At 67.7% G+C, this 17,678-nt stretch carries 13 protein-coding genes; 9 read left to right on the top strand and 4 right to left on the bottom strand.

Going from position 1 to position 17,678, the window contains the following annotated elements; genetic code table 11:
* Positions 1–34: 34 nt before the first annotated feature.
* From AB3347_RS17225 to AB3347_RS17185, 9 genes are all read left to right on the top strand, one after another.
* Positions 35–346: a lipopolysaccharide assembly LapA domain-containing protein gene (locus AB3347_RS17225; protein ID WP_369093013.1), complete on the top strand. Its 312-nt coding sequence runs from the start codon at positions 35–37 to the stop codon at positions 344–346.
* 31 nt (positions 347–377) lie between these two features.
* A complete protein-coding gene (lapB, locus tag AB3347_RS17220) occupies positions 378–1,553 on the top strand; it encodes a lipopolysaccharide assembly protein LapB (RefSeq protein WP_369093012.1) in 1,176 nt (391 codons plus the stop codon).
* 39 nt (positions 1,554–1,592) lie between these two features.
* Positions 1,593–2,570: a D-glycero-beta-D-manno-heptose-7-phosphate kinase gene (gene rfaE1 / locus AB3347_RS17215; protein ID WP_369093011.1), complete on the top strand. Its 978-nt coding sequence runs from the start codon at positions 1,593–1,595 to the stop codon at positions 2,568–2,570.
* A gap of 113 nt (positions 2,571–2,683) precedes the next feature.
* On the top strand, positions 2,684–3,052 hold the full coding sequence (locus AB3347_RS17210) for a ComEA family DNA-binding protein (RefSeq protein ID WP_369093010.1): 369 nt from the start codon (positions 2,684–2,686) through the stop codon (positions 3,050–3,052).
* Positions 3,053–3,261: 209 nt separating this feature from the next.
* Positions 3,262–4,884 carry a methyl-accepting chemotaxis protein gene (locus tag AB3347_RS17205; protein ID WP_369093009.1) on the top strand — a complete coding sequence of 541 codons (1,623 nt, stop codon included), beginning with the start codon at positions 3,262–3,264 and terminating at the stop codon, positions 4,882–4,884.
* Between the two features lie 140 nt (positions 4,885–5,024).
* Positions 5,025–6,419, top strand: a complete 1,395-nt coding sequence (locus AB3347_RS17200) for a M28 family peptidase (protein WP_369093008.1) — start codon at positions 5,025–5,027, stop codon at positions 6,417–6,419.
* Between the two features lie 106 nt (positions 6,420–6,525).
* Complete coding sequence (gene cysM / locus AB3347_RS17195) at positions 6,526–7,428, top strand: cysteine synthase CysM (RefSeq protein ID WP_369093007.1); 903 nt, start codon at positions 6,526–6,528, stop codon at positions 7,426–7,428.
* 144 nt (positions 7,429–7,572) lie between these two features.
* Positions 7,573–8,514 carry a diguanylate cyclase gene (locus AB3347_RS17190; protein ID WP_369093006.1) on the top strand — a complete coding sequence of 314 codons (942 nt, stop codon included), beginning with the start codon at positions 7,573–7,575 and terminating at the stop codon, positions 8,512–8,514.
* Entirely contained in the window at positions 8,511–12,512 is a 4,002-nt protein-coding gene (locus tag AB3347_RS17185) for a response regulator (protein WP_369093005.1), read from the top strand. The genes AB3347_RS17190 and AB3347_RS17185 overlap by 4 nt, the downstream gene beginning before the upstream one ends.
* A 114-nt stretch (positions 12,513–12,626) precedes the next feature.
* Here AB3347_RS17185 and AB3347_RS17180 read toward each other — a convergent pair whose 3' ends face one another.
* The 4 genes from AB3347_RS17180 to AB3347_RS17165 all read right to left on the bottom strand — a co-directional run bounded on the left by AB3347_RS17180 (position 12,627) and on the right by AB3347_RS17165 (position 17,661).
* On the bottom strand, positions 12,627–12,962 hold the full coding sequence (locus AB3347_RS17180; protein ID WP_036216124.1) for a hypothetical protein: 336 nt from the start codon (positions 12,960–12,962) through the stop codon (positions 12,627–12,629).
* 450 nt (positions 12,963–13,412) lie between these two features.
* Positions 13,413–14,627, bottom strand: coding sequence for a lytic murein transglycosylase B (gene mltB / locus AB3347_RS17175; protein WP_369093004.1), 1,215 nt, complete (start codon positions 14,625–14,627; stop codon positions 13,413–13,415).
* On the bottom strand, positions 14,624–16,651 hold the full coding sequence (locus AB3347_RS17170; protein ID WP_369093003.1) for a DUF3488 and DUF4129 domain-containing transglutaminase family protein: 2,028 nt from the start codon (positions 16,649–16,651) through the stop codon (positions 14,624–14,626). Before AB3347_RS17170 ends, mltB begins: the two co-directional genes overlap by 4 nt.
* Positions 16,648–17,661, bottom strand: coding sequence for a DUF58 domain-containing protein (locus AB3347_RS17165; protein WP_369093002.1), 1,014 nt, complete (start codon positions 17,659–17,661; stop codon positions 16,648–16,650). Before AB3347_RS17165 ends, AB3347_RS17170 begins: the two co-directional genes overlap by 4 nt.
* Positions 17,662–17,678: the final 17 nt, after the last annotated feature.

Raw genomic sequence — 17,678 nt, 5'->3', positions numbered from 1 at the left:
ACCCATTTGCGCACTCAACCAGCGGGCACTGCTGATGAAATTTGTCTCCACCATCGTTGGAATCGTCCTGTTCGTCCTGTTCTTCGGCTTCGCCCTGAAGAACACGCAGGAAGTCGATCTCCATTTCTTCCTCAACTACGAACTGCGCGGCCCGCTCGTGCTGATGCTGCTGGCCTTCTTCATCGCCGGCGCCGCACTCGGCATCCTGGCCCTGACCCCGACCGTGTTCCGCCAGCGCCGCCAGACCTCGCAGCACCAGAACACCATCCAGGCCCTGCAGAGCGCCGCCGGCACCGGCTCGGCCAACGTGCAGCCGCAGCCGGATGCCGTGAACCCGGCGCGCTGATTCCACCAGCGCCCACACAGAACAAGAACACATGGAATTCGAACTCTGGATGCTGCTTTGCATCCCATTCTTCTTCGGCCTCGGCTGGATCGCCGCCCGTGTCGACATCAAGGAACTGGTCTCCGAATCGCGCTCGCTCCCGCGCGGCTATTTCAAGGGCCTGAACCACCTGCTCAACGACCAGCCCGACAAGGCCATCGACTCCTTCATCGAGATCGTCAAGCTCGATCCCGAGTCGGCCGACATGCACTTTGCCCTCGGTAACCTGTTCCGCCGCCGCGGCGAGACCGAACGCGCCATCCGGGTCCACCAGAACCTGCTGGCGCGCCCGGACCTGCCGGCCGAGCAGAAGGCGCATGCCCAGTACGAACTCGGCATGGACTACCTGAAGGCCGGCCTGCTCGACCGCGCCGAGGAGACCTTCAATCTGCTGGTCGACACGCCCTTCGAGGTGCAGGCGCGCCGCGCCCTGCTCGAGATCTACCAGCGCGAAAAGGAATGGCGCCGCGCGATCGACGTCGCCGTCGGCCTGCAGGAATCGGGCGCCGGCGCGCGCCAGAAGGAAATCGCGCAGTTCTACTGCGAGCTGGCGCAGGACGCCCTGGTGCACCTGCAGCCGAGCGACGCCATGCAACTGCTGGACAAGGCCTTGCTGGCCGACCGCTCGAGCGTGCGTGCCACCATCCTGATCGGCGACGCCCAGCTGGTCCAGGGCGATACCGAGGCCGCCCTGGCCACCTGGCGCCGCGTCGAGCACCAGAGCGTGCCGCACGTGGCCCTGGTGGCCCAGCGCCTGATGGACGGCTACCGCAAGGTCGGCCGGCCGCAGGAAGGCGTCAACCTGTTGCGCTCCTACCTGGCGGAAGCCTCGTCCATCGACCTGATCGAGGTGGTGTTCAAGGCCGTGATCGAACTCGACGGCGTGGAAGCTGCCAAACAGCTGGTGGTCGAAGAGCTGCGCCGCAATCCGACCCTGCTGGGGCTCGACAAGCTGCTCGAAGCCCACCTGATGGAAGCCCGTACCGAAGTATGGGAAGAGCTGTCGATGGTCAAGAACCTGGTGCAGCGCTATACCCAGAAGCTGGCGCGCTACCAGTGCAGCCACTGCGGCTTCAAGGCGCGCCAGTTCTACTGGCAGTGCCCGGGCTGCAGTCGTTGGGAAACCTATCCGCCGCGCCGTACCGAAGAACTCAACGTGATGAACTGATGCGCGGCATACACAAACCGGCGCTTCCGACATAAACCCATGAACCACCCGATCCCGAGCCGCCTGCTGGCGGCAGACAGCTTCCGCCGCGAGGCGGCCCCCGAACTCTCCGCCGTGCGCCTGCTCGTGGTGGGCGACGTCATGCTCGACCGCTACTGGTTCGGCGACGTCTCGCGCATCTCGCCGGAAGCGCCGGTGCCGGTGGTGCGCATCGAGCGCCGCGAAGAACGCCTGGGCGGCGCCGCCAACGTGGCGCGCAATGCCGCCGCGCTGGGCGCCCACACCGGCCTGCTGGGCGTGACCGGCAACGACGAAGCCGGCGACGAAGTCGAGAAGCTCCTGAAGGGCGCCGGCATCCACAGCTACCTGAAGCGCGACGACGCCATCTCCACCATCATCAAGCTGCGCGTCATCGGCCGCCAGCAGCAGATGGTCCGCATCGACTTCGAGGACGCGCCCACCGAGACCGTGCTGCGCGACAAGCTCGACCAGTTCCGGGCGCTGCTGCCCAGCTACGACGTCGTGATCCTGTCGGACTACAACAAGGGTGCGCTGGTGAACGTGGCCGAGATGGTCAAAGAGGCGCGCGCGGCCGGCAAGATCGTGCTGGTCGACCCGAAGGGCGACGATTTCACCCCTTACCGCGGCGCCACCATCCTGACCCCGAACCGCTCGGAACTGCAGCGCGTGGTGGGCGGCTGGAAGACCGAGGAGCAGCTGAGCGCCAAGGCCCAGGCCCTGCGCGCCGAGCTGGGCCTGACGGCCTTGCTGGTGACCCGTTCGGAAGAGGGCATGAGCCTGTACACCGCCGACGAGGTGCTGCACGTGCACGCCGAGGCGCGCGAGGTCTTCGACGTCTCGGGCGCCGGCGACACCGTGATCGCGACGCTCGCGGCGATGCTGGGCGCGGGCGCACCGCTGGACGAAGCGCTGGCCACCGCCAACCGCGCCGGCGGCATCGTGGTCGGCAAGCTCGGCACCGCGACCGTCACCCGCGAGGAACTGTTCCCCGGTTGAACTTGGCTTGAGCCTGCTCAATCCCGGGCCGTCAACGGTGGCCCGGCAACGCCGTTAGTGCTGGGATGGAGGGCGCCGCCGTCCATCGACTGACAACCTACGGAGAACATTCAATGATCAAGAAACTGGTACTCGCTGTTGCCGCGCTGCTCGCTTCGACCGGGATCGCCTTTGCCCAGGTGGACGTCAACAAGGCCGATGCGGCTGCGCTCGACGGCATCAAGGGCGTGGGACCGAGCATGTCGAAGATGATCCTCGACGAGCGCGCCAAGGGCGAGTTCAAGGACTGGGCCGACTTCCAGGGCCGCATCAAGGGCGTGAAGGGCAAGAAGGCCATGAAGCTGTCCGAGGCGGGGCTGGTGGTCAACGGCAAGCCGATGGAGGCGTCGGCGGCCAAGCCGGCCAAGGCGGTGAAGGCAGAGAAGGCCTCGGCCAAGGCGGACGCCAAGGCCAAGCCGGCCGAGCAGAAGGCAGCAATGTAATACCAGCACGACCAATCCACCAGAAAACCCACAAGTCGGCTTCCGACTTGTGGGTTTTTTATTGCGTACCTGCAGAACGATATTGACCCGCCTCCTTGCAAGAAATAAATGACGAAATTGAGCAAAAAGACGGCGCACGTGCTATATTCGTTGCCATTAAGAAATTAAAGTTGCTGTTTACTCATTTCCAATGGATTAATGAAGCTTATATGACAACAAAGTCCCTCACCATCGGCAAGCGCCTGGCAATTGGCTACGGCGCCGTTTTCTTCCTGATGATCGTCCTGACCGCGCTGGCCATCAGCCGCGTCGGCCAGATCGACAGCATCCTCACCCATATCAACGATGTCAACAACGTCAAGCAGCGCTACGCGATCAATTTTCGCGGCAGCGTGCATGACCGTGCGATTGCGCTGCGCGACGTGGTGCTGGCAGCCGATCCTGCCGGGGCTGCGGAGGCCGTGACCCTGATCCGTACCCTGGATGAGAACTATGCGCGTTCGGCCGAGCCGATGGACAAGCTGTTCGGCGAGCTGAAGGAAATCCTGCCGGCCGAGACCGAGGCGCTGGCGGCGATCAAGGAGCAGGAGCGCCGCGCCAAGCCGCTGATCGAGCAGGTGATCGCGCTGCACGCCGCCGGCCAGGCCCAGGAAGCCGCCGCGCTGCTGTCGCGGCAGGCGGCGCCGGCCTTCGTCGGCTGGCTGGCGAGCATCAATCGTTTCATCGACCTGCAGGAAAAGCTGAACAACGAACAGGCGGCCGGCGCGCGCGACATGGCGTCCGGCTTCTTCGGCTGGATGACCCTGCTTTGCCTGGGCGCGATCGTGGCCGGCGGGCTGGGCGCGTGGACCATCTCGCGCGGCCTGCTGCGCCAGCTCGGCGGCCAGCCGGACTATGCCGCATCGATCGTGGGCGCCATCGCCGCGGGCGACCTGGGCGTGCAGATCGAGACCGCGCCGGGCGACCGCAGCAGCCTGCTGTTCGCCATGAAGGGCATGCGCGACAGCCTGGTGTCGATCGTCGCGCAGGTACGCAACGGCACGCTCGGCATTGCCAGCGTATCGACCGAGATCGCGAGCGGCAACCGCGACCTGTCCGGCCGTACCGAGCGCCAGGCCGGCACGCTGGAAGCGACCGCCGCCTCGGTCGAACAGCTCACCGCGACCGTGCGCCAGAATGCCGACAACGCCCACCAGGCGAATGCGCTGGCCGAATCGGCCTCCACGGTGGCACTGCGCGGCGGCGCGGTCGTTGCCCAGGTGGTCGAGACCATGGCCTCGATCAACGAATCGTCGAAGAAGATCGTGGACATCATCGGCGTAATCGACGGCATCGCGTTCCAGACCAATATCCTGGCGCTGAATGCCGCAGTGGAAGCGGCCCGTGCGGGCGAGCAGGGCCGTGGCTTTGCCGTGGTGGCGACCGAAGTGCGCAACCTGGCCCAGCGCTCCGCGGCCGCCGCAAAAGAGATCAAAGGCCTGATCGGCAATTCGGTCGAGCGCGTCGATGCCGGGGCCCGGCTGGTGGACGAAGCCGGCGCCACGATGAACGACATCGTGGCCTCGGTGCGCCGCGTGACCGACATCATGGCCGAGATCACCCGCGCCAGCGCCGAGCAGAGCGCCGGCATCGGCCAGGTCAACACCGCCATCGGGCAGATGGACGAAGCCACGCGCCAGAATGCGACCCTGGTGCAGCAGGCAACTGCCGCGGCCGCCTCGCTGGAGGAAGAGGCCGAGCGCCTGGCCGCGGTGGTCAGCGTGTTCCGCCTGGACGCCGCGAACGACGGCACGCCGGCGGCGCAGGCCCGGCTGGCGCTCGCCGCACGCTGATCGGTGCAAGGAGGACGGCAAGGGCTGCCGGGACGGCCCTTGTCGCCGCGGCGTGCACGGGCGGCATGTATTGACTGACACCAATCAATCCGCATGAGAAGATGTGCTTGTCTTTGCACATCACGACTAGAAAGGTACTCATGCCTCACGCCCGCATCTCTTCCTCCCTGCTGGCCGCACTGCTCGCCCTTGCCGCCGGCGCCGCCACGGCCGCGACCGCAAGCCCGGCCGACAGCGCAGCCGCCCCCGACCTCAAGCGCCAGCAGCCGCAGATCAACAAGATCCTGGCCGAGGTCTCGCCCAAGCGTATCGAGGCCTATGTGGCCAAGCTGGTCGGCTTCGGCACCCGCCACACGATGTCGGAAACGGAATCCGACACCCGCGGCATCGGCGCCGCGCGCCGCTGGATCAAGGCCGAGCTGGAGCGCTGCGGCGCCGGCACGCCGCTGCAGGTGGCCTTCGACAGCCACATCGCCCCGGTGTCGGCGCGCATCTCGCGCCCGACCGAGATCGTCAACGTGGTGGCCACGCTGCCGGGCACCCAGGAAGCCTCGAAGGACCGCCTGTACGTGGTCAGCGGCCACTACGATTCGCGCGTCACCGACGTCATGAACTACACCGACGACGCGCCGGGCGCCAACGACGACGCCTCGGGCACCGCCGCCGTGATGGAGCTGGCCTGCGTCATGGCCAAGTACAAGTTCGACGCCACCCTGGTCTTCATGACCGTGGCCGCGGAAGAGCAGGGCCTGCTGGGCGCGCGCCACTGGGCCGAGCAGGCGCGCAAGAACAACCTGAACGTCGCGGGCATGCTCAACAACGACATCATCGGCAGCTCGCGCTCGGACAAGGGCAAGGTCGACAACACGCAAGTGCGCCTGTTCTCGCAGAGCATCCCGGCCACCAAGGAAATGAGCGATGCCGTGCGCCAGCTGGTGGCCACCGGCGGCGACAGCGATTCGCTCACCCGCCAGCTGGCCCGCTACACCAAGGAGCACGGCGAGCGCTACGTGAAGGGCTTCAAGGTCTCGGTGATCCACCGCGCCGACCGCTACCTGCGCGGCGGCGACCACATGCCCTTCCTGGAGCAGGGCTACGCCGCGGTGCGCTTTACCGAGCCTGCCGAGGACTTCTCGCACCAGCACCAGGACCTGCGTACCGAAAACGGCAAGGTGTACGGCGACCTTATCAAGTTCAATGACTACGACTACATCGCCAAGGTGACGCGGGTGAACGCGGCGACGCTGGCCTCGCTGGCGCTGGCCCCGGCGGCGCCGCAGAACGTCAAGCTGCGCACCGACAAGCTGACCAACGACTCGACCCTGGTGTGGCAGGCGAATGCCGAACCGGACGTGGCCGGCTACCGGATCGTCTGGCGCGATACCACCGCGGCCGACTGGCAGGGCTCGAAGTGGGTCGGGAACGTCACCGAGGCAACCATTGATTTGTCGAAGGACAATGTATTCTTCGGCGTGCAGGCAGTCGACAAGGACGGCAACGTGAGCGTCGCCACCTACCCGCTGCCGCAACGCTGATCCGGCAGCACCGTGGCCGGCCTCCGGGCCGGTCCGGGGCGGCGCCATACGCCAGCTTGCTGTCCGGATTAGAATAGCGGTTTAGGAAATCGCGAGAGAGCAAGGAATGGCTTACAAGACCATCGAAGATACGATCGGCAACACCCCGCTGGTGCAGCTCGTGCGCCTCCCCGGCGCGGATGCGGCTGCCCGCAACAACATCATCCTCGGCAAGCTCGAAGGCAACAATCCCGCCGGTTCCGTCAAGGACCGCGCCGCCATGTCGATGCTGCGCGGCGCCGAGCAGCGCGGCCTGATCAAGCCGGGCGACACCCTGATCGAAGCCACCAGCGGCAACACCGGCATCGCGCTGGCGATGGCGGCCGCCATCCGCGGCTACAAGATGGTGCTCCTGATGCCCGACAACCTGTCGGTCGAGCGCCGCCAGAGCATGGCGGCCTATGGCGCCCGGATCATCCTGACGCCGAAATCGGGCGGCATGGAATACGCGCGCGACATGGCCGAGCAGATGCAGAAGAACGGCGAGGGCATCATCCTCGACCAGTTCGGCAACCAGGACAATCCGCGCGGCCACTACGAAACCACCGGCCCGGAAATCTGGCGCGATACCGAAGGCCGCGTCACCCACTTCGTGAGCGCCATGGGCACGACCGGCACCATCATGGGCGTGTCGCGCTACCTGAAGGAACAGAACGAGGCGATCCGCATCATCGGCGCCCAGCCGGAAGAAGGTTCGTCGATTCCCGGCATCCGCAAATGGCCGGAAGCCTACCTGCCGAAGATCTACGAGAAGGCGCGCGTGGACCAGGTCGAGCCGGTGAGCCAGGCCGCAGCCGAGCAGATGGCGCGCCGCCTGGCGGCCGAGGAGGGCATCTTCTGCGGCATCTCGGCGGCGGGCGCCTGCGAAGTGGCGCTGCGCATCTCGCAGACGGTCGAGAATGCGACCATCGTGTTCGTCGTGTGCGACCGCGGCGACCGCTATCTTTCCACCGGTGTGTTCCCGGCCTGAGGTAGAAAAGTCTGCTTTGACAGGAGGTAATGTCTGTTACACTGACGAAACAGAAGTTGGGAGACTCGCCTGCTAATGATGCCCTGCCGGCATTCTAGGCGACATGCGAAGCGCAGGCTCATCGAGGATCGGTATTTCCCTGCCATGTATCAGCAAGAGCACCTCATGGCGGCCGCGGCCGCGGCCGGCAAGCACAAGGTACTGGTCATCGACGACCAGCCCATCAATCTCCGCAGCGTTTACCAGACCCTCGGCTCCGAGTATGAAGTCCTGATGGCTACCGGGGGCGAGGCCGGCATCGCGGCCTGCCGCCAGCACCGGCCGGATCTGGTACTGCTCGACCTGGTGATGCCTGGGATCGGGGGCATCGAGGTGGCGCAGCGCCTCAAGGCCGATCCTGCGACCGCGGCGATTCCCCTGATCTTCGTCACGGCCAGCACCGACAGCGAGCAGGAATCGGCATGCTGGGAAGCGGGCGCGGTGGACTTCGTCACCAAGCCTTTCAATCCGATGACGCTGCGCCGGCGCGTCCAGGTGCATCTGGCGCTCAAGCTGCAGGCCGACCTGTTGCAGCGGATGGCGTATATCGATGGCCTGACCGAGATCCCGAACCGGCGCTATTTCAACGAGCGCATCACGGCGGAAGCGGCGCGCGCCCAGCGCGAAGGCGCGGCGCTGGTGCTGATGCTGGCCGACGTCGACTTTTTCAAGCGCTACAACGACCATTATGGACACCAGGCCGGCGACGCCTGTCTGCGGCAGGTGGCCGGCGCGTTGCAGCGCAGCCTGCATCGCCCCAACGACTTCGTGGCGCGCTATGGTGGCGAGGAATTCGCGCTGCTGGCGCCGGGAGCCGGATGCGTGTCCGCGCAAGCGCTGGCGGACACGCTGTGCAGCGCAGTGCGGGCGTTGGCATTGCCGCATGCCGCCTCCGAGGTCGCTCCCTGCGTCACCGTCAGCATCGGAATCGTCTGCGTGGAGGACGCCGAGCGCTTCGACGTCGATTCCCTGTTGCGCCGCGCTGACGAACAACTGTACCGGGCCAAGGCCGCGGGCCGCGACCGGGCCTGCATCGCGAGCGCATGAAGGGCCGGCTGTTCCAGTTGCCGGCGCTCCTGATCGCCGTCGCCGGCGCCGCGCTCAGCATCGCCGGCGCACGCTACCAGCAACAGGACAACCGGCAGGTGATCGAGCGTCGCCTCGAGCGCATGCTGGACGACGCCAGCGACGGCATCCATGCCCGCCTCCAGGGCTACCGCCAGGTGCTGCGCGGGATACAGGGGCTGCTGCTGGTGGTTGGCCCGGACCAGATTGCGCCCCAGCAGCTGACGCGCTATCTCGCCACCATCGACCTGACGCGTGAATTCCCCGGGGCGCGCGGCTTCGGCTTCGTGCGGCGGGTCGCCCCGGAACACGAGGCAGCCTACCTGGCGCGCCAGCGCAGCCTGCACGGCAGCTTCGCGCTGCGCCAGTTCGTGCCGGGCGGCGGCGAGCGCTTCGTGATCCAGTTGATCGAGCCGCTCGACGGCAACCGCGTCGCGCTCGGGCTGGACCTGGCGTCGGAACCGAACCGGCGGCGCGCGGCACTGGCGGCGATGCGCAGCGGCGCCCCGCAGCTGACCGCGCCGATCACGCTGGTCCAGCCCGGCTCGGTCGCGGGCCAGGCCTTTCTGCTGCTGGTACCGGTGTACGAGCAGGGAACGCTGCCGGCGCCGGCCGAGCGCGCCGCGCGGCTGGTCGGCTGGACCTATACGCCCTTGCAGGTCGACACCATCCTGCGCGCGCTGATCGATCCGGCCGAGCCGGTGACGCTCGGCCTGGTGGACGTTACGGCCGGCGCCCAGGACGTGGTGCTGCCGGTGGCGGCGCCCGGCCCCGACACGGTGCAGGCACGCACTGATATCGAGGTATTTGGGCGCCGCTGGCGCCTGACCCTGAGCGCCGGCGAGGCCTTCTTCACGCAGCAGGGAATGACGCGGCCGGCGACCGTGCTGGCGCTCGGACTGTCCGCCAGCGCCGCGCTGGCGGCCCTGGCGCTGCTGGCCGCGTCCGGGCGGGGGCGCAAGCAGGAACTGCGCGCCGGCCAGGCCAGGCTGGCGGCGATCGTCGACAGCTCGATCGACGCGATCGTCGGCAAGGACCTGGATGGACGCATCACCAGCTGGAACCGCGGCGCCGAAACGCTGTTCGGCTACAGTGCCCAGGAAGCGCTTGGCCGCACCGCCGCCGAGCTCCTGATTCCTGCCGATCGCATCGAGGAGGAAAACCGCATGCTGGCCTGGCTGACCGAGCGTCCCGCCGTGGCCGACCTCGAGACGCAGCGACGTCACAAGGATGGCCACCTGATCGATGTCTGGCTGGCGGTTTCGCCGGTGCGCGCGGCCGATGGCAGCGTGGATGGCCTGGCGGTCACGGTACGCGACATCACCGAGCGCAAGGCGGCCGAGGACCGGGTGCGCGCCGCCAACGCCCGCCTGGAGGAGACCGTGGCGAGCCGCACCGCCCAGTTGAGCCAGCTGAATGCGCTGCTCGGTGGCGTGCTGGACGCCGCGACCGGCGTGGCGATCGTGGCCACCGACGCCGACGGCAGGATTACCGTCTTCAACCGCGGGGCCGAGCTGATGCTGGGATATCCGGCCAGCGAGATGATCGGCCGCGCCACGCCCTTGCAATTCCATGATCCGGACGAGGTGGCCGCGCGCGCTGCCGAGCTCAGCGTCAGCGAGGGCCGCCCGGTCGCGGGCTTCGCCACCTTCGTCACCGCAGCCGCGCATGCGGGTTCCGAGACGCGCGAATGGACCTATGTACGGCGCGACGGCAAACACATCACGGTATCGCTGATCGTCAGCGCGATCCGCGCCGCAGGTGGCGCCATCGATGGCTACCTCGGCGTGGCGGTCGACGTCACGGCGCGCAAGGAGCTGTTGGCGTCGCTACGCGAGGCCAAGGAGCAGGCCGATGCCGCCAGCGATGCCAAGTCGACCTTCCTGGCCAACATGAGCCACGAGATCCGCACGCCGCTCAATGCGGTGCTCGGCATGCTGCAGCTGCTGCAGATGACCCGGCTCGACAACCGCCAGCGCGACTATGCGGGCAAGGCCGAACAGGCGGCGCAGGCGCTGCTGCAGCTGCTCAACGACGTGCTCGACTACTCGAAGATCGAAGCGGGCAAGCTGATGCTGGACCCGCACCCGTTCGAATTCGACGGCCTGATGCGCGATCTTGCCACCATCCTGTCCGGCAACCAAGGCGGCAAACCGGTCGAGCTGTTGTTCGACCTGGATCCGCGCCTGCCCGCTTGCCTGGTGGGCGACCGCCTTCGCCTGCAGCAGATCCTGATCAATCTTGCCGGTAATGCCTTGAAGTTCACCGAGCGCGGCACGGTCACGGTCGGCGCCGAACTGCTGGAGCAGGGCGCGGGCGCGGTGCGCATCCGGATCGCCGTGCAGGATACCGGGATCGGCATCGCCTCCGACCAGCGCGAGCGCATCTTCGAGGGCTTCACCCAGGCGGAAGCATCGATTTCTCGCCGTTTCGGCGGCACCGGACTGGGCCTGGTGATCTGCCGGCGCCTGCTGGCGCAGATGGGCTCGGATCTGCAGCTGGACAGCACACCCGGCGTTGGCAGCCGCTTCTGGTTCGACCTGGCACTGGAAACCGCGCCGTCGCCGCCGGCCGCCGTGCGCGCCGCGCTGCGAGTACTGGTGGTGGATGACAACCCTGACACTGGCCGGACCCTGGCGCGGATGATGCGGGGGCTGGGTTGGGATGCCACGCTGGCTGGCGGCGGCGCCGAGGCGCTGGCGCTGTTGCAGGAGCCGGAGCGTCGTTTCGACGTGATTCTGCTCGACTGGCGCATGCCGGGACTCGACGGCATCGATACCGCCCATGACATCCGGCGCGGCTGCGCGCAGGCGCCGGTCGTGCTGATGGTGACGTCGGCCGGACGTGAGATGCTGCTGGCCAGCCACGACAGCGATGGCGAAGCGCCGTTCGCCGGGGTCCTGACCAAGCCGGTGACCCCGCGCCTGATCGCGGACGCGGTGGCGCGCGCGCTGGCCGACCCTGCGCCGATGCCCGCGCCGCGGCGGACGCGCCGGCTGGCCGGCATGCGTATCCTGGTGGTGGAGGACAATGCGGTGAATCGCCAGGTCGCGCGTGAGCTGCTCGAGAGCGAAGGAGCCCAGGTGAGCGTCGCCGAAGACGGCCTCCAGGGCCTCGAGCAGCTGCTCGGAGCCAGCATGCTGCCCGATGCGGTACTGATGGACATGCAGATGCCGGTGATGGACGGCTTGGAAGCGACGCGCCAGATCCGCCGCGCGCTCGGCGAATCGCTGACCATCATCGCGATGACCGCAAATGCGGGCGCGGGCGACCGCATACGCTGCCTGGACGCCGGCATGAACGGACACCTCGGCAAGCCGATCGCGCTGGAGGCGCTGGTGCGGGCCTTACGCCCGGCCGTCGGCAAGGACGACGGGACGCCCGGCGCGTCGAACACCGTGGCCGGCGCCCCGATGCGCGAGGCGCTGGCACGCTTCGGCGACGATGCCGCCGTCTACCTGCGCAGCCTCGACACCTTCCTGCCCGAGGCAGTGACGTTGATGGCGCAGGCCCGTTCCGCACTCGATGCCGGGGAGCGCGCCGCCGCTGGCGCGGCCATCCATAGCCTGAAGGGGGCGGCGGCCACCATCGGCGCGCGCGCGCTGGCCGTGACGCTGGGCGGCGTGGAGGGGCGCTTCATGGCTGGCGAGGAAGACGCCGACCTGCTGGCGGCGTTGCTGCCCATCACGCCTGTGGCCTTGGAGGAGGAATGCACGCGCTTGCGCGACGCCGTCCTGTCCGCCCGCCCCCGGCCTGACCCCGAAGGCGTCGCGCCGGCGACCAGCGGCGAACTGCAGGAGCTCGGCCGCTGGCTGGCCGACGGCAACATGCGTGCGCTCTCGATCGGCGAACGCATTGGCGCGAACGCCGCGCCTGGCTCCATCGAAGGGGTGCTGGCCGCGCAAATCGCGGGCTGCGACTTCGCCGCAGCCCGCGCCACTCTCGCACGCCTGCAAGGCGGCACGCCGAGGATGCCGTAAACGACGCGAGCCACCCCGTTGGGTGGCTCGAACCGTGTCAAGCAAGAAGAGCAAGCGGGCGCGTCCAAACGGGCGCGCCACGTTCGCTTCACGCGGCCGGAAGTCCCGCGCGGATTACGCCTCTTTCGGGGCGGCGCCTTCCTTCGGCTTGAACTGCTTGTCGCTGATGCGGAACTTGGCGCGGCGGTCGCCCATGAGGTAGCGCAGGTCGCGGATCGACAGGTCGCTCACTTCGTGCATGCGGATCAGGAGCGATGCGCCGACCGGCAGGCGGTGGTGGCGGATCTTCGAGATCACCGGCGGCGCCACTTCCAGCGCGCGCGACAGGGCAGCGTCGTTCTTCAGGCGCAGGTTCTCGATCAGGGTGTCGAGCAGGCGGTTCGGGTTGTACTGCAGGAGCTCATCGGATTCCGAATCGCTATTCATATCAATGCCGACTTGGTTTGTCATGATTCAATATCCTATTTTTGGGTTGGACGGAGCCCCATGCGGCGCTCGGCTCCAGGCTTAGGTATTTCGTAATTTTCTATTCAATTGTACAACTAATTTCTAATCTGATACTTAGTAGCAATAAAAATCAGATGACCTCAATCAGTATTGTTGTCTTATCGCAACAATAGCCGCAATGCAATTCTCTCACAAACTCACGGAAATAATAATTGTTTTTTGATTAATCGCGAGTGTATAGGCTAGGGCGTTTTGATGCCGCACAGTATGGAAAATCCTGACAGGCTGACAACAAAACCGGGAGTATGGAAATATTGCAGATGTTTCTACAGAGAATCTGCAGAAAAGACTTGCATACCCCCGGGGAGTATAGGGGGGCGCAAGGGGCTCAGAAGGAGCGGATGGGTAGCAGTTCCGTTACAAATCGATACAAAGTTTCCTGCCGGGCAATGCTCAGCCGCCGCGCGAGGCGCGTACGGCACGGCCAAGTTCGATGACCGACATGGCATAGAAATAACTGCGGTTGTACTTGGTGATGGCAAAGAAGTTATCGTCCGCCACCCAGTACTCGGTGGGCTCGGCGCCGTTCTGCAGATCCACCAGCCCGTACAGGCGCTCGGCGGGCAGGGCGCCATTCACCACCACGCCCGCGGCGCGCAGCTCTTCCGGGCGCAGGGTGGCGGCCAGTCCGCGCTCGAGCAGCGGCTCCCAGGCGCGGTTCGGTGATACGTCGGCCGGGGTGGCCGGGCTGCCGCGGTGCTCCGGGTTCCAGCCATGCTGGATCAGGAAGTTCGCCACGCTGCCGATCGCGTCGTCCGGCGAACCGCGCAGGTCGATCTGGCCATCGCCATTGAAATCCACGCCATACTTCAGGATGTTGCCGGGCATGAATTGCGGCATGCCGACCGCGCCGGCAAACGATCCCAGCAGCGAGAACGGCTCGAGCTTGTGCTCGCGCGCGAACAGCAGGGTATTCGCCAGTTCGCTGCGGAAGAAGGCCATGCGGCTGCTGCGGTTCGGGGTTTCCGGATAGGCGAAGGCGAGCGTCGCCAGGGTATCGAGCACGCGGAACTTGCCGGTGTCGCGCCCGTAGATGGTCTCGACGCCGATGATGCCGACGATGATGTCGGCCGGCACCCCATACGCGGCTTCCGCGCGCGCCAGCGCATCCGCATTCTCGTTCCAGAAGCGCACGCCGGCGGCGATGCGGATCGGTTCGATGAAGCGGTCGCGGTAGGCCTGCCAGTTCTTCGGCTTGCCCGGCGGGGCCGGCTTGACCAGCTGGACCGCCGAATCGATGAAGCGGGCCTGGCCGAACAGCGATTCGAGGCCGGCGCGGTCGAAGCCGTGCCGGGTGCTCATCTCGTCGATGAAGTCGCGCACCGCCTGCCATTCGAGGAAGTTGTGGTGCTCGCCGTCGTAGTCGATCGCGGCCGCCGCCGGGGCCGCTTTCAGGACCCTGGTCGAGCGGATCGAGACGCGCTTGCCGGCCTTGCCGGAAGCCGCGTCTTTCTTGCCTTTGGCCTTGGCGGCCGTTTTGCTTTTGCTGGATGCCTTGGTCTTGGCGCTTGCGGTACGGACGTGCGGATCTTTCGCGGCGGCCAGCGCCTGCCCGGCGGGGGCGAAGGCGATTGCCAGCGCGGCAAACAGGGGAACGATCGGTTTCATCTGACTTGCGACAGTAATCTCTTCAGGGTAGCGGCCAGCTGCCGGTCGCGCAAGGAGAGCGATCCGGGCTGGGGCGGCGCATAGCGCCAGGCGCTGTAGCGGCGCAGGAACTCGGCGGCGGCGTGACGCGATGGCGGCGCCAGCGCCTGCGTGGCCGCGATCCGGGCCGCATAGGCGGTGGGCCCTTCGTCCGCTGCACGTGCCAGGCCCGCATGCAGGTGAGCCAGGCGCTTGCATAGGGAAGAGTATAGCGCCTCGACCGGATTAATTTCCCTACGGAGATACAAAATTCTAGCCAGAAGCAACAATCCGGCCCCCAGCGTGATCAAGGCGGCAATCCGCCAGCCGGCCAGGTTCGACTGCAGGCTCTGCAGGAAGCTGCGCTGGCGTTCCGGCGTGTAGTTCAGTACCCACTGGTTCCAGCCGTTGTTCACCGCGCCGAGCGCATTGCGCAGGCGGCCCAGCAGCGAGTCGCCGCTGCCGCCGAACATCGACAGGCCGCGCAGCGCGTCGATGCCGAACGGCGCCGCCGGCGGCACCGCGGCCGCCAGGTTCTGGCGCACCCGCTCTGGCGCCACGGCGGCGGTCGGGTCGACCCGTACCCAGCCGCGCCCGCGCAGCCAGACCTCGGCCCAGGCGTGGGCATCGGACTGGCGCACCGTCAGGTAGCCGTCGATCGGATTCAGCTCGCCGCCCTGGTAGCCGGTGACCACGCGCGCCGGGATGCCGGCCGCCCGCATCAGGAACACGAAGGCGCCGGAATAGTGTTCGCAGAAACCGGCGCGGGTGCCGTACAGGAATTCGTCGACCGAGTGGCGGCCCAGCAGCGGCGGCTCCAGCGTGTAGCTGTAGGGCTGTTCGCGGAACTGGCGCAGCACCTGCTCGACGCGGCGCGCCGGCAGCGGCTCCTTGCGCAGCGCCAGGCCGGCCGCCAGGGCCTTGGGGTTGTAGCCGTAGGGGAGCAGCAGCCACTGGTTCGGGTCGTCGAGGGCCTCGCGCCCGTCCAGCGCGTATTCCGGGTAGGAGATCATCGTATAACGCACGCGCTGCGCCAGCGGCCGGTCGGTGCTCAGCTCGAGCTGGTGCGAGGCGCGCGTGCGGTAGCCCGGCAGCTCCGGCATGTGGCCGGGCATCTCGAGCGTGAAGATCCAGCGCGTGTCCGAGGGCTCCAGCGTGATCTCGTAGCGCCGCGCCTGGCCGCGCACCCGCAGCGAGGTGCCGGAGCGGGTGGCGATCGAGCCGCCGCGGGTCCAGGCGGTGCCGTCGAAGGCGTCGAGCACCAGGCCGCGCCAGTACAGCTGCGCCTTGGGCGGCACCGGACCCTCGAAGCGCACCCGGAAGGCCGGTTCGCCCGACATGGCCAGGTTCGACATCTGGCCCGGCGCCATGCGGTCCGACAGCCCCGACTTGCCGCCGCCGCTGCCCCCCGCGCCCGGCATGCCCCACAGCGGTCCGCCCAGGCGCGGGAACACGAAGAACAGCGCCACCGCGATCGGCGCCGCGAACAGCAGCATCCTGGCGCCGATCGCCAGGCGCGCGCGCAGCGGCGGCACCTTGCCGGTGAACTGGAAGGACATCTGGGTGGTGAGCAGGGCCAGGACCGCCGCCACCATCAGGAGCGCGGTGCCGATGCCCTGGGCGTAGAAGAAGTTGGTCAGCACCAGGAAGAAGCACAGGAAGATCACCACGTACAGGTCGCGCCGCGCGTGCATCTCGAGCATCTTGAAGGCGACCAGCAGCACCAGCATGGCGACCCCGGCGTCGCGCCCGATCAGGGATTTGTAGCTGAACTGGACGCCGGCCATCGCCAGCGCGGCGATCGGCAGCAGCACCAGGGGCGAGGGCATGCGCTTGCCGCGCAGCGTGATCGCGCCGCGCCAGGCCAGCGTGGCGGCGCACAGCAGCGACACCCACGGCGGCAGGTGGCTGGCGTGCGGCGCCAGCACCAGCACCGCGCTCCCCAGCAGGAGCAGGGTGTCGGCCTTGTCCCTCGGCAGGCGCGCCAGCGAGGACGGCAGTTTCATGCCGCCTCCCTGAGGCCGTACAGGGCCAGGGCGCGCAGGCAGGCCGCCTGGTGGGCGGCGCCGTTGCCGGCATCGTAGCGCACCGCCCCGAGCCGGAAGGCGTAGGGCAGGGCGCGCTGCTCGGCATCCAGCACCCAGCGCGTCATGCGCGACAGGCGCAGCTCCAGGTCGAGATGCGCGGGCAGCAGCGCGAAGTCGAGCAGCAGTTCGTCGCCCACGCCGCCTTCGAAGTGCTTGGTGACGAGCTGGCCGCCGAGGGTGGGGTCGAGGCGGGCGATCTGGCGCCAGGCCAGCTGGCGCGGCGAGTCGCCCGGCTGGTAGCTGCGCACGCCGGCGAAATCGTCGTTGCCTCCGGCCCGGCCGCTGCCGACTGCGCTGCCGCTCACAGGCAAGGGCGGTGCGCCTTCTTCCGGGCGCGGGTACACCAGGGCGCGGGTGGCGGGGCGCCAATAGCTCCAGGCGCGGAACAGGCCGAGCGGAAAGCGGGTGGACAGCACCACGCGCGCCGGCTCCAGCCAGCCGCGCGCGGCGGTCGGCACGGCCAGCATGACGGCGGCGCTGCCGTGGGCGCCGATGTCGGTGACGTGGCGCGGCTCGGCGACGTCGGCAAAATCGATCCAGACCCCATAGCGGGCCAGCGCGCCGCGGTTGGCGATGTGCAGTTCGAACTGCGCCTCCTGGCCGGCGAAGACGCCTGGCACGCGGCCTTGCTGCAGGGCCAGGTGGGCCAGGTTACGGTAGGTGAAGACCATGTCGACCAGCGCACACGACAGCGCCAGGAAGGTCAGCGCGAAGCCCAGGCCGAGGGTGTAGTTGATGGAACCGATCAAGAGCACCAGCAGCAGCACCGCGAAGCCGATGCCGGCGCGGGTAGGCAGGATGAACACGCGGCGCTGGCTCAGCACCACTTCGCCGGCATCGAGCGTGCCGTGGCGCGGCAGCCACTTGCCGGTGGTGCGCCGCAGCCAGCCCCGGAATCCGCCCCGGGGCCGGCCGCGGGAAGCACGCAAGGGGTCGCGGGATACGC

Source organism: Massilia sp. X63, assembly GCF_041023745.1.
Taxonomy (GTDB): Bacteria; Pseudomonadota; Gammaproteobacteria; order Burkholderiales; family Burkholderiaceae_D; genus Telluria.
The sequence above is the reverse complement of the archived record's forward strand: the minus strand, read 5'-3'. Positions and strand labels throughout refer to the sequence as shown.

What these genes read in the sequence shown, in the direction of transcription:
- AB3347_RS17225 (WP_369093013.1), top strand. Translation starts at nt 35, where the DNA reads ATGAAATTTGTCTCCACCATCGTTGGAATCGTCCTGTTCGTCCTGTTC.
- lapB (WP_369093012.1), top strand. Translation starts at nt 378, where the DNA reads ATGGAATTCGAACTCTGGATGCTGCTTTGCATCCCATTCTTCTTCGGC.
- rfaE1 (WP_369093011.1), top strand. Translation starts at nt 1,593, where the DNA reads ATGAACCACCCGATCCCGAGCCGCCTGCTGGCGGCAGACAGCTTCCGC.
- AB3347_RS17210 (WP_369093010.1), top strand. Translation starts at nt 2,684, where the DNA reads ATGATCAAGAAACTGGTACTCGCTGTTGCCGCGCTGCTCGCTTCGACC.
- AB3347_RS17205 (WP_369093009.1), top strand. Translation starts at nt 3,262, where the DNA reads ATGACAACAAAGTCCCTCACCATCGGCAAGCGCCTGGCAATTGGCTAC.
- AB3347_RS17200 (WP_369093008.1), top strand. Translation starts at nt 5,025, where the DNA reads ATGCCTCACGCCCGCATCTCTTCCTCCCTGCTGGCCGCACTGCTCGCC.
- cysM (WP_369093007.1), top strand. Translation starts at nt 6,526, where the DNA reads ATGGCTTACAAGACCATCGAAGATACGATCGGCAACACCCCGCTGGTG.
- AB3347_RS17190 (WP_369093006.1), top strand. Translation starts at nt 7,573, where the DNA reads ATGTATCAGCAAGAGCACCTCATGGCGGCCGCGGCCGCGGCCGGCAAG.
- AB3347_RS17185 (WP_369093005.1), top strand. Translation starts at nt 8,511, where the DNA reads ATGAAGGGCCGGCTGTTCCAGTTGCCGGCGCTCCTGATCGCCGTCGCC.
- AB3347_RS17180 (WP_036216124.1), bottom strand. Translation starts at nt 12,962, where the DNA reads ATGACAAACCAAGTCGGCATTGATATGAATAGCGATTCGGAATCCGAT.
- mltB (WP_369093004.1), bottom strand. Translation starts at nt 14,627, where the DNA reads ATGAAACCGATCGTTCCCCTGTTTGCCGCGCTGGCAATCGCCTTCGCC.
- AB3347_RS17170 (WP_369093003.1), bottom strand. Translation starts at nt 16,651, where the DNA reads ATGAAACTGCCGTCCTCGCTGGCGCGCCTGCCGAGGGACAAGGCCGAC.